The 11,550-nt window shown below is 57.1% G+C and carries 11 protein-coding genes; all 11 read left to right on the top strand.

The genetic code is table 11. The features are described from left to right. The first annotated feature begins 7 nt into the window (after positions 1-7). On the top strand, positions 8-1,633 hold the full coding sequence (locus ACK28C_RS05895) for a BCCT family transporter (protein ID WP_015556997.1): 1,626 nt from the start codon (positions 8-10) through the stop codon (positions 1,631-1,633). 23 nt (positions 1,634-1,656) lie between these two features. Next, the gene (gene hutH / locus ACK28C_RS05890) at positions 1,657-3,159 is read left to right on the top strand and encodes a histidine ammonia-lyase (protein WP_409152597.1); all 1,503 of its coding nucleotides are present in this window, start codon (positions 1,657-1,659) and stop codon (positions 3,157-3,159) included. 371 nt (positions 3,160-3,530) lie between these two features. Further along, a complete protein-coding gene (locus tag ACK28C_RS05885) occupies positions 3,531-3,983 on the top strand; it encodes a hypothetical protein (RefSeq protein ID WP_409152666.1) in 453 nt (150 codons plus the stop codon). After that, positions 3,913-4,914 (top strand): GTP 3',8-cyclase MoaA, encoded by a 1,002-nt coding sequence (moaA, locus tag ACK28C_RS05880; RefSeq protein ID WP_409152596.1) that lies wholly within the window; start codon positions 3,913-3,915, stop codon positions 4,912-4,914. The genes ACK28C_RS05885 and moaA overlap by 71 nt, the downstream gene beginning before the upstream one ends. A gap of 9 nt (positions 4,915-4,923) precedes the next feature. After that, complete coding sequence (gene moaC, locus ACK28C_RS05875) at positions 4,924-5,430, top strand: cyclic pyranopterin monophosphate synthase MoaC (protein WP_015556995.1); 507 nt, start codon at positions 4,924-4,926, stop codon at positions 5,428-5,430. Further along, positions 5,427-6,434 (top strand): molybdenum cofactor synthesis domain-containing protein, encoded by a 1,008-nt coding sequence (locus ACK28C_RS05870; protein WP_243440668.1) that lies wholly within the window; start codon positions 5,427-5,429, stop codon positions 6,432-6,434. The genes moaC and ACK28C_RS05870 overlap by 4 nt, the downstream gene beginning before the upstream one ends. Beyond that, positions 6,434-7,231, top strand: a complete 798-nt coding sequence (yqeB, locus tag ACK28C_RS05865; RefSeq protein WP_015556994.1) for a selenium-dependent molybdenum cofactor biosynthesis protein YqeB — start codon at positions 6,434-6,436, stop codon at positions 7,229-7,231. Before ACK28C_RS05870 ends, yqeB begins: the two co-directional genes overlap by 1 nt. Positions 7,232-7,235: 4 nt before the next feature. Beyond that, entirely contained in the window at positions 7,236-8,513 is a 1,278-nt protein-coding gene (gene yqeC, locus ACK28C_RS05860) for a selenium cofactor biosynthesis protein YqeC (RefSeq protein ID WP_208873755.1), read from the top strand. A gap of 24 nt (positions 8,514-8,537) precedes the next feature. Continuing rightward, complete coding sequence (locus ACK28C_RS05855) at positions 8,538-9,551, top strand: molybdopterin-binding protein (RefSeq protein WP_015556992.1); 1,014 nt, start codon at positions 8,538-8,540, stop codon at positions 9,549-9,551. 18 nt (positions 9,552-9,569) lie between these two features. Then, positions 9,570-10,589 (top strand): XdhC/CoxI family protein, encoded by a 1,020-nt coding sequence (locus ACK28C_RS05850; protein ID WP_208873753.1) that lies wholly within the window; start codon positions 9,570-9,572, stop codon positions 10,587-10,589. 103 nt (positions 10,590-10,692) lie between these two features. Beyond that, positions 10,693-11,544: a molybdate ABC transporter substrate-binding protein gene (gene modA / locus ACK28C_RS05845; protein WP_015556990.1), complete on the top strand. Its 852-nt coding sequence runs from the start codon at positions 10,693-10,695 to the stop codon at positions 11,542-11,544. Positions 11,545-11,550 lie beyond the last annotated feature (6 nt).

Below are 11,550 nucleotides of genomic sequence, written 5' to 3'. Positions count from 1 at the left end.
TATTTTTATGGATTCCAAACACTCTGCGCCAGACGTCAAACGCAATATCCGATGGGAGGTATTTATTCCCGCCTACGTTGTGGTGGCCATAGCCGCCGTTGTCGGCGTTTTCAACAAGGATCTGCTGACCGCGGCCAGCAACGTATTTTATTTCTGGTCGTTTGATACTTTCGGGTGGCTCTATCAGCTTTCTATCGCGGCAAGCCTTGTGCTGGTTGTGGCTGTGACGTGTTTTTCCAAGATCGGAGGCATGAGGATCGGTGGCCGCGACGCCAAACCCAGGTACGGTTTCTGGACGTGGTTCGCCATGGCTTTGACGGGCGGCATCGCTACGGGCATCGTGACATGGGGCGTCAATGAACCGGTCATATATTTCGGGAACGTATGGGGTGAGCTCGACACGCTGGGCATTCAACCGAACACCACCAGGGCGGCAATCTTTGCCATAGCGCGCACGTATTACAACTGGACGGTTTTTCCCTACGCAATCTACGCGATGTGCGGACTGTTGGTGGCTTATATTTACTACCACAAGCGCGACGAACTCACGGTGACCGCCACGCTTAAACCGCTCTTCGGCAAAAAAATCGCCTCGCCCGCTGCTTCCGCCGTTATCGACACGCTTTCCATGCTCGCACTGGCCATCGGGCTGGCCACTGGGCTCGCAATGTGCATTACGCTTGTCGTTACCGGCCTCAAAAGCGGTTACGGCATTGACGAGAGCCTGTCACTGTTCATCGCTATTGGCGTTGTCATTGTTTTGGCCTTTACGTTCTCGTCATACATCGGGCTCGATAAAGGGCTGAAAATCGTCGGCAGTCTCAACGCCTGGTTCTATTATGGGTTGATGATCCTGTTGCTGCTGACAGGGCCGACGCTTTACATACTCAGAATCGGCACGGCGGGGTTGGCCGAGTGGCTCAACAACTTCTGGCTGTGGGGCCTTGACCCGATAGACATAGGCGGCCCTGCGCTGACCCGCTCATGGACGCTCTTTGACTGGGCTTTCTGGGTGGGGTACGCGCCCGTCACGGGGATATTTCTGGCAATGCTTTCCTATGGCAGAACCGTCCGCGAGTATATGATTGTCAACTGGATACTTCCATCGGTGTTTGGCTTCTTCTGGTTCGCCATATGGGGCGCAAGCGCGATCCATATGCAGGCGTCTGGAGCAGCGGATCTTGTGGGAGCCATTAAAAGTGGAGGGGCAGTCATGGCCCTCTGGGAATTTTTGAAGCACCTGCCTTTCAACCTTGGCGCTATCGTTCTTCCAGTTAATATCCTGGTCATCTTGGCGTCTTTCATCACCAATGCGGACGCGACACTCACAAACATTGGCTCAATGTGCGTGAGGAATGTCCCCATTGGCACGGAACCTCCCGCAAACATGAAAGCTGTATGGGGGATATCGGTGGGGATCGTATCCATTGTCATGGCCGCTTTCGGTGGCGGAGCGCAGGGTGTCGATGGCGTCAAAGCGCTGGCTGCGGTGGCCGGCTTTGTGGTACTTTTTATTTTTGCCATTCAGACGGTTGCCTTTGTCAAGGTATTCTTCGTTGATAAAGTGGAAATGGACGTGAGCCCGATTTTCGCAGACGCCGGGAATAAACACGACGTGGAGTCTGGTAAATAGTCGACAAAGGGGGCGGTTCTACCATGAAGATTGTCCTTACCGGGAAAAATTTGACCGTCAAAAAAGTCTGGGATATCGCAGTGAACGGTGTGGAGGTCGAAATCGCTCCCGAGGCCGAGGCCAGGCTCGAGGCAGCCAGGAAGCTGGTGTATGATCTGGCGGAAAAAGACGTTCCCATATACGGCTTTACCACCGGCGTTGGCTGGAACAAGGATCGCAGGATAGCAAAGGAGTTCTTTGAGGACTTCAACCGCAAACTCATCTATTCCCATTCTTTTGCTGTGGCGCCAGAAGCGTCTGACGCTGAGGTCAGGGCAGTGATGGCCATTCGTCTGAACTGCCTTCTGCTGGGGCATACGGGAGTTCAGCTTGACGTAGCGCGCCGCTATGCGGAATTTCTAAACGCTGGAATATGCCCGGTCGTCCCTGAAATGGGTTCTGTCGGCGAGGCGGATTTGACGCAGCTCGCTCATATCGGCCTCGCAATGATCGGAGAGGGTGAAGTCAACTATAAAGGGTATCGGCTTCCCTCTGCGGAGGCACAGAAGAAGGCCGGCTTGGAGCCTGTCGTTCTGGGTCCCAAGGACGCGCTGGCGCTCGTCAGTTCAAGCGCCTATTCCGCAGGTGTGGCAGCTCTGGTGTTCAAAGAAATTGAAGAACTGGCCGACATGGGAGACATAATAACCTCCCTGTCGCTCGAGGGGCTCAACGGGAACACGTCGCCATTGGAGCCGGAGGTGCTGGAGGCAAGGGGGCTGGAGGGCCAGATACAAAGTGCGGCGCGGATGCGCGCCTACCTCGAGGGTAGCGACATCTACGACACGTATCCCGGAAAGCCTGTGCAGGATCCGCTCTGCTTCCGTGGAGCAGCGTATGTCAATGGCTCGTTGCGCGATGCGCTGGCATATGCGGCTAAATACCTCGATAACCAGATGAACAGCTCGGACGACAACCCGTGTCTCCTGTTGGAAGAGCAACGCATCGTCTCCAACTCGAACTTCGAGACCACAACACTGGCGACGGCAATGGAGATGCTTGCCATCGTCCTTAGCCACGTGTCTCGCATGTCCTGTTACAGGATGATCCGCTTCGCGAATCCAGTGCTCACGCACCTGCCGCGCTTCCTGAGTCACGACGGCGGTGAATCGCACTGCTTTGGCGCGATTCAGAAGGGCTTCGCCTCACTCGACACCGAGATACGCCATCTCGCGAACCCGTGTTCAATGGACTATCTCTCGCTTGCCGGCTCCATCGAGGACCATGCGAACAACACGCCGCTCGTCGCACAACATCTGCGCCAGATCGTGCATGACCTTCAGTATATCTATGGTATGGAGCTCATTCACGCGTGTCAGGCCATTGAACTTCGCAAGCTGGATGGCGGCTTCACACAAGGCATTGGGACGGCCAAAGCCTACGAGGCATTTCGGCAGACAATGCCCCTTTACAAGAACGACAGACCGCTGGCGCCAGACGTCCAAAAGGCCTTTGAGTTTGTGAAGAACGGCGAGCTTCTGAAAATTTAAAACCGAGGCCTGTCCTCGTCGCAGCGGCCTGACTTTCAGGATGCGTCCGAAGAGAGTTTTGCACCCTTCTCTCCCGCAGCGACGAGGATGTTCATTAGCCTGACTTTAAGAAACACGGACCAAGTCGTTGAGAACTGCCAACCGGAAGGCTCCCCGAAGAGGGCGAGCCCCATGTTAAAATTTCAGGGAAGCGCTGAAGGGTACCCTTCGTTCGATAAACCGTGATCGCCTTCAACAACTTTTCAAGGTAATCAGCGCTTCCCTTATCCTCCGCTTTTACCAGCGTCTTTCATCAGATACCGAATTCACCGATCTGCCGCGCAATTTACTACTCCGATACGGCGACGGCACTTCTCGCTCTCGACGCCAATGTGGAATTCATGGAAAACGGCGCGACGCGACGCATGGACATAGGTTCCTTCTTAGACCATCACACCGAGGCGAACGGTCTGGAGTGGCGCCGGCGTCTGCCGATTCCTTTGACTCATTTTATCATCCCCATACGTTCCGGCAAGAGCACTTTCTACAAATATGCCATGCGCTCATCCATTGATTTTCCGCTTGTCAATTTCGCGGTGAGCTGTAATGATAGGAATGAAAAAAATGGAACGCGAGTCGCTGTGGGGGCCGTCGCCTCACGGCCGCGGCTGGCTGAGGAGACGGCCGCACTCTTTGGGGATGCGGATCGCTCTGAGGGCCACGTAGATAAAACGCAACCGCTTAGGCTACATAAAGACAGGGAGATGGTCAACAATGCCGGAAATGTGCGACACGTTTGGGCGCAGGATAAATTATCTGCGCGTTTCCGTTACCGACCTCTGTAATCTCCGTTGCCGTTACTGTATGCCGGCTGGCGGTGTGAAGAAAATGGCCCATGCAGACATGATGAGCGAGGATGAGACGATAACGGCCATCGAAGCAGCGGTGGGGCTGGGCGTCTTTAAGCTTCGCATAACGGGCGGCGAGCCACTCGTAAAGAAAAACATTCTTTCACTGTGCCGCCGCGCGGCGGCAATTCCGGGTGTCCGCGAATTGTGCCTTACAACCAACGGGACGCTTTTGCCGCACATGGCCGAAGCGCTGAAGGATGTCGGGGTTAGCCGCCTCAACATCAGCCTGGACACTCTGGATCCCCAAAAATACGCGTGGATTACACGCGGCGGAATGCTGTCCGACGTATTAAAAGGACTTGAAGCGGCGAAAAAATCCGGCTTCACTCACACAAAAATAAACGCGGTGCTCATAGGCGGGTTTAATGATGATGAACTTGCAGCCCTGGCGGATTTAACTCGCAGCGAGGACATAGACGTGCGCTTCATTGAGCTTATGCCCATGCCTGCAGCGGTATGCGAATTCGGGCGCGAGGCTTTCATGACTGCCGGTGAGGCCGCCGCACGGTTGCCCCACCTGATCCCACTGCCAGATGAGCCTGGGGAGCTCACATCTCATGTTCGGCTGTACAAGCTCCCACGCGCGCGTGGACGGGTTGGGTTTATCACTCCCATGTCCCACAACTTCTGTGCGTCGTGCGATCGCATCCGCATAACGGCTGATGGGCGCGTTAAGCCGTGTCTGCACTCGCCGCTCGAATTTTCGATACCGAGGCCTCTGACCGCAGAAGCGCGGGGCGGATTGGACAGGGATGAAATGAAGCGCGTTATCATGGAGGCGGTTGCGGCAAAACCTGCGCGGCATGATTTGCAGAAGGACAGGATGAGCGCCGCGGGGCGGACGATGAACGGTATAGGAGGGTGAGATGTGGGCATGGTTGATGCAAATGAAGACTTCACGCATTTTGACGAGCAGGGCCGCGCCCGTATGGTAAACGTCGGGGGTAAAGATGTATCGGAGCGCCGCGCAGTTGCAGCAGGGCGCATTCTTGTCAACGAAAGGACGTTTGAGCTCATTAAAAGTGGGGGCGTTAAGAAGGGCGACGTCCTGACCGTGGCCCAAACAGCCGGCATAATGGCCGCAAAGCGCGCTCCAGATATTATTCCCATGTGCCATCCGCTTCTATTGAACGGCGTTGATCTGTCCCTGACTTTGGACAAGACGCGGCTCTCCGTGGAGGTTCGGGCGGAGATTTCGTGCGAGGGTCGAACTGGCGTGGAAATGGAGGCTCTGACGGCCGTGTCCGTGGCGCTTCTGACCGTTTATGACATGTGCAAGGCCGTCCAGCGCGACATGACTATCACGGATGTGCGTCTGCTCTCCAAGAGCGGTGGTGTGCACGGTGATTTTACGAGAGAAGAGGGAGCGTGCGGCGAGTGAGGTTCACTGCGGCGGTCATCACCGTAAGCGACAAGGGCTACGGGGGCGAACGGACGGACAGGAGCGGCCCCGCGCTGGTCCGTATGCTTTCAGACGACGGGTGGCAGGTGACGTACACAAAGATAATCCCTGATGAACGCGAGGTTATCGAAGCGGAGCTCATGCGCTGTGCCGACGAACTTCGGGTTGGGTTGGTGCTCACGACGGGCGGGACAGGCTTTGCGCCGCGGGACGTCACGCCGGAGGCGACAAAGGCCGTTATAGACAGAGAGGCTCCCGGTATACCCGAGGCGATGCGCTCCGTCAGCATGAAGATTACGCCGATGGGTTGTCTGTCGCGAGCTGCCGCTGGAATACGCGGCAGTACGCTCATAGTGAATCTGCCCGGCAGCGAAAAGGCCGTCTGTGAATGTCTCGAGGCAGTACGGCTCTCGCTACGTCACGGCGTCGAGATACTCGGAGGAAAGACGGCTGAATGCGGACAACCCGTTGCGCGGGTCGTCGCCGTTTGCACAAGCCGGAACAAGGGGACACGGAAATATCCCGTGGACGAGGTAGAACTTCTACCGGAACACGGCATCGCCGGCGACGCCCACGCGGGGCAGGGCCTACGGCAGGTCAGCCTTCTCGGTGCGGAGAGTGTCGCTGCCGTGCAAGAACACGTGAATTTTAAGCTGGAACCCGGAGCGTTTGCCGAAAACATCCTGACGGAGGGAATACGTCTCTTCGATTTGCCCGTTGGCACGAGACTCATGATCGGCACGGCGCTGTGCGAGGTTACGCAGATAGGCAAGGAGTGCCATCAGGACTGTGCGATCCGCAAAGCCACCGGGGACTGCGTGATGCCCAGGGAGGGCGTTTTCGTCAGGGTTCTTGAGGGAGGACGCACGCGGGCGGGCGATACGATCAGGGTGATGACGCCGGGGGACGGTGCAGCTCGAAGTGCACTGGAGGCGAGCAGCGGCGGGGCCTGGAACGGGTCTTCTACCCCCGTTAAAACATAATGCTCACCGTGATCCGCGGAGCTGGCGATCTCGCCACGGGCGTCGCCATGCGTCTGATCCGCGCTCATATGGAGGTCGTCATGTTGGACACAGATCACCCTACAGCCGTACGGCGAACGGTCAGCTTCTGCGAGGCGATCCGCTTGGGGGAGACATCGGTAGAGGATATTCACGCTTTCTGCGCCCCTGACGCCGAACGGGCCCGTGCCATAGCCAGCCAGGGCAACGCAGCGGTCATGGTCTGCCCCGACGGAAGCGTCATAAAAGAACTGGCCCCTGACGCAGTGATTGACGCCATTATCGCCAAGAAAAACTGCGGCACCCGCATTACGGACGCTCCAATTGTCATCGGCGTAGGCCCCGGGTTTACTGTGGGGGCAGACTGTCATGCTGTCGTGGAAACAAAGCGCGGCCACACTCTGGGCAGAGCGTTTTACGAGCCTGGCGCGGCTGCGCTTCCCAACACCGGCGTACCGGGCACTGTTATGGGCTATGCGGCGGAACGGGTGCTGCGGGCCCCCTGCGACGGCGTCATCCTTCCCCGCCGCCAGATAGGCGATCTTGTGCGCGCAGGGGAGGTTGCCGCCGAGGTGGAGGGGAATCCGATGATCTGTGCGATAGATGGAATGCTGCGCGGAATGCTGGCCCCCGGAACGCGCGTAAAAAAAGACATGAAGGCCGGCGATGTCGACCCCAGGGGGGCGACGGCCGACTGCTTCCGCGTATCGGATAAGTCGTTGGCCGTCGGCGGCGGCGTCCTGGAGGCGCTGCTGCACCTTCGCGGCACGTCCTGTTGATGCTATGGCAGTCATGACCGCCGTCGTCGGCGCAGGAGGCAAGAGCTCATACATCGAAAAGCGAGCGGAAGAATCAGCCAGAGCCGGAATGAACGTGTGCATCACGACCACGACCCACATCTATAACATGCCTGACAGGCTGAACAGACCGGGCATGGGGGATGTCGTTTATCGCGGCATACCGGAGGGCGAAAAGCTGGCATATCCAGGCAGAGCGGAGCTCGTGCGGTTGTGCCGTGAGTTCGACGCCGTGTTCGTTGAGGCGGACGGGTCACGCCATCACCCCATTAAGATTCCTGGGGCGCATGAACCAGTCATTCCCCAAGAGGCCGGTGAAATTGTCGTCATCATGGGGTTCCACAGCATTGGCCGCCCCATCGGAGAGGTGTGCCAGCACCTGAGCCTTAGTGACGTTGACAAAATGAGGGCGGAGTTTCCTGGTCTCACCGCCGTCAGCCCGGTGACGACCGCCATGATCGATTTTATTGCGCATACCTATTACCTGGCGCCGCTGTCGACGTCCGAAAAATTCCGTAACGTCCCGATAACGTACGTGCGGAATAATTTTTTGTCGGCCCCCTCCGGCATGCCTGCCCAAGTCGGCAAGCGCGTTGCGCTGATTCTCATGACATCTGGCTTCTCTCAGCGTTTCGGCGGCCCTTGCAGCGCGAAGGCGCTCTGCGTTCCCGCATCCAACGGGAATAAACTTCTTTATCCCTTCTTGGGAAAGGAACTCTTTCGCCACGGGCTGGCGTCGCTCATTGGCGCAGGAGACAGCTTGCTGAAGGAAAACGGGATCGAATCCATGATTTTTTTGACGGAGGGGAACGGCCTCGAGGAACGTTTAAGCAGTGACGAGCGCGATAACGTCAAACTCGTCCCCAACCCGGAGCGTTCCGAGGGCGTCGCTGGCTCCATCCGATGGGGGACAGCAGCGGCGCAAGCGACGGGGTGCGACGCCGTGCTCTTTATGGCAGGGGATCAGCCAAACTTCCCTGCGGCGGACACAGCAAGGTTGGTGCGGGAGTTTCTTTGTTCCGGCAGACCCTTTGGGTGCGCTTTTTCGGACCATCCTGCCAACCCTGGAATCTTTGCAAGGGTGTGCTACAATGACCTCATGCGATTGTCTGGAGATGCGGGGGCGATGAGGTTGATAAAGAAACGCCCATGGATGGCATATTACTATGTCGTAAGCCCGGAGAAACTCCTTGACGTTGACAGACCGGACGACCTGCGGCATTTAATTTTGAACGGGGAACTACCTCCCCCAAACCCTCTTTAGCCTACTTTTTAGGAGATTGAGCTCATGAAGCTGCTGAAAACAGAGGATGCCGTTGGTCAGGTTCTCTGCCATGACGTCACTCAGATCATACCGGGCCTCTTTAAAGGGCCGGTGTTCCGCAAGGGCCATATCATCCGTGAGGAGGACATTCCCGTACTGCTGGACGTGGGCAAGGAGAATATTTACATCTGGGAGATGGACGAGGGCATGATGCACGAGAACGAGGCTGCGGAGGTTCTCTACGACATCTGCCGGGGCAGGTATATGCACCAGGGGGAAATAAGCGAAGGGAAGATAGAAGCCATAGCCGATATCGACGGGCTCCTCAAGGTGGATAAAAAACGCCTGAATATCGTGAACTCCCAGGGCGAGATGATGATCGCAGCACGTCACGGAAACTTCCCTGTGAAGGCCGGCGACAAGTTGGCGGGCATGAGGATCATTCCCCTGGTCATCGAGCGTGCGAAGATGGGGAAAGCGCGGCGGGAAGCGGGAGGCGCAATTCTCAACGTTTTGCCGTTCACTGCGAAGAGAGTCGGCATTGTTACGACAGGAAGCGAGATTTATAACCACCGGATAGAGGACAAATTCACGCCGGTCGTTATACAAAAGGTCGAGGAATATGGAGGAATCGTCATAGGCCAGCGGCTTTCGGGCGACGATGTGGACGCAGAGACCGGCTTTATTCGCGAATTCCTGGAGGCCGGCGCGGACATGGTGCTCTGCACCGGGGGGATGAGCGTGGATCCGGACGACAGGACCCCTTTGGCGATCCGCACCGCTTCGGATCACGTGATTTCGTACGGAGCGCCAGTGCTGCCGGGAGCCATGTTCATGCTGGCCTATAAGGGGAACGTCCCCATCGTAGGGCTGCCTGGCTGTGTGATGTACGCAAAACGCACGATTTTCGATCTGATTCTGCCACGCCTCATGGCCAATGACCCTGTGACGAGTGATGAGATAGATTCTCTCGGCGAGGGTGGTCTTTGCCTGGGCTGCAGTGTCTGCGTCTTCCCGAATTGCGGATTTGGAAAGTAAATGCTGAACGCCGGGACCATGGGATTTTTTGAAGCTCTGGACGAACTCAATTCCAACGCAGAAAACGTGGCCTTTACGGTGATCGAGGGCGAGGGATACGGCGAGAAGGCCCTGTTCTCAGGGGGGGCGGCGAAATATTTTTCCAATGACGACGGCTTTTTGACAGCCCATGCGGCGGACCTTACGGCGTGCCGCGAAACGGGCGTCTTTGACCTGGCCGGCTCGTCGGTCTACGGGGAGCTGATAGGACACGAAAAGGAGTTGATCGTCTGCGGGGCGGGACATGTGTCCATGCCAGTCATACGTATTGGGAAGATGCTGAACTTCCGCACAACCGTTATCGACGACCGCGCCCAATTTGCGAAAAATGCTGAGGCCGCAGGGGCCGATTCAGTGCTCTGCTCGCCATTTCATGAGGCTCTGGAGAAGATACGGGGCGGACAGGACTCGTATTTTGTGATTGTCACTCGTGGTCACCAGTGTGACGGCGAGTGTCTGCGCGCCATCCTTGAAAAGCCTTACGCCTACCTCGGCATGATGGGTTCAAACCGAAGGGTGCAGATTGTGAAGGAGGCGCTCGCCAGGGAAGGCCGCGACGTGACAGGCCTGCACGCGCCTATAGGCCTCGCCATCCATGCCGAAACACCTGAGGAGATAGCCGTTTCCATTATGGCAGAGATCATCCAAGTCAAGAACGAAAAAAAGAACGTGACGTACCCGCCAAACATCCTGCGGGACATTCTGGGGAAGGTTCACAACCCCTTGCCGGACCCAAAGGCGCTGTGCACCATTGTGATGAAGAACGGTGCCGCCCCAAGGGACGTTGGCGCCAAGATGCTCTGTAACGTCGAGGGAAAAACCGTTGGAACCATTGGCGGCGGCTGCACGGAGGCCTGGGTAACTCAGTGCGCAACAGCGATGCTTGAAGAGAATGACCCTGAGCCCGTTTTAGTCCATGCGGACCTGACGGCGGACGAAGCCGCGCGGGAAGGCGAGGTCTGCGGCGGCACGCTCGACGTGTGGGTGGAAGCCGTTTAAGGCCCGGTTCGGCTACCTCAAAGGACTGGTTGAAAGGAGGCGAGGCAATGAAATTCAGCTGAGAAAAGCGCGTGAATCAAGGCTCAAAGGACTTTATGAAATTATGAAAGACTGGGTGAAACAAATGAATTTCAAAACACTGACGGCGGTATTTCTGCTGCTCACGAGCACTCTTGCAGCGACTAAGGCCAGCGCGGCGGAGAGTGGAGCGAAGACGGAGCTTATCGTCTTCGCTGCCGCTTCAATGACCGAGACGATGACAAAGATTAAAGAATTCTACGAGGCCATGCACCCTGACGTGAACCTCGTCTACAATTTTGACTCGTCCGGAACGCTCAAGACCCAGATTCAAGAAGGCGCAGCCTGCGATATCTTCATTTCCGCCGCCCCGAAGCAGATGAACCAACTGGACGCCGCCGCAGGGAAGGAGGCCAACCCCGACGGCCTTGACTTCGTTGCGGATGGGACGCGGTTCAACCTGCTGGAGAACAAAGTGACGCTGGCCGTGCCAGAGGGAAATCCCAAAAACATCACGAGTTTTGAACAGCTGGCGAAGCTCCTGACCGACGGCAACGTCCTGCTTGCCATGGGCAACAGCGACGTCCCGGTTGGACAGTACACGCAGAAGATCCTGGCCCACTTCAAGCTGGACGAGGCTAAGCTGGCCTCGGATGGCAAAATCACCTACGGCACCAACGTGAAAGAGGTCACGACACAGGTGGCAGAAGGCAGCGTGGACTGCGGCGTCATCTATGCCACGGACGCTTTCAGCGCCGGCCTGACCGTTGTGGACAGCGCCACGCCTGAAATGTGCGGTCAGGTCATTTATCCGGCTGCGATCATGAAGAACAGCCGTCATATGGACGCGGCAAAGGACTTCCTGAAGTATCTGACCGGCGATGCAGCCTCCTCCGTATTTACAGGCGTAGGGTTCACGACGATTCAAAATTCGTAAGCCGGC

Origin of the sequence: Fretibacterium fastidiosum (genome assembly GCF_964642095.1) — a bacterium.
Classification (GTDB): domain Bacteria; phylum Synergistota; class Synergistia; order Synergistales; family Aminobacteriaceae; genus Fretibacterium; species Fretibacterium fastidiosum.
The sequence above is the reverse complement of the archived record's forward strand: the minus strand, read 5'-3'. Positions and strand labels throughout refer to the sequence as shown.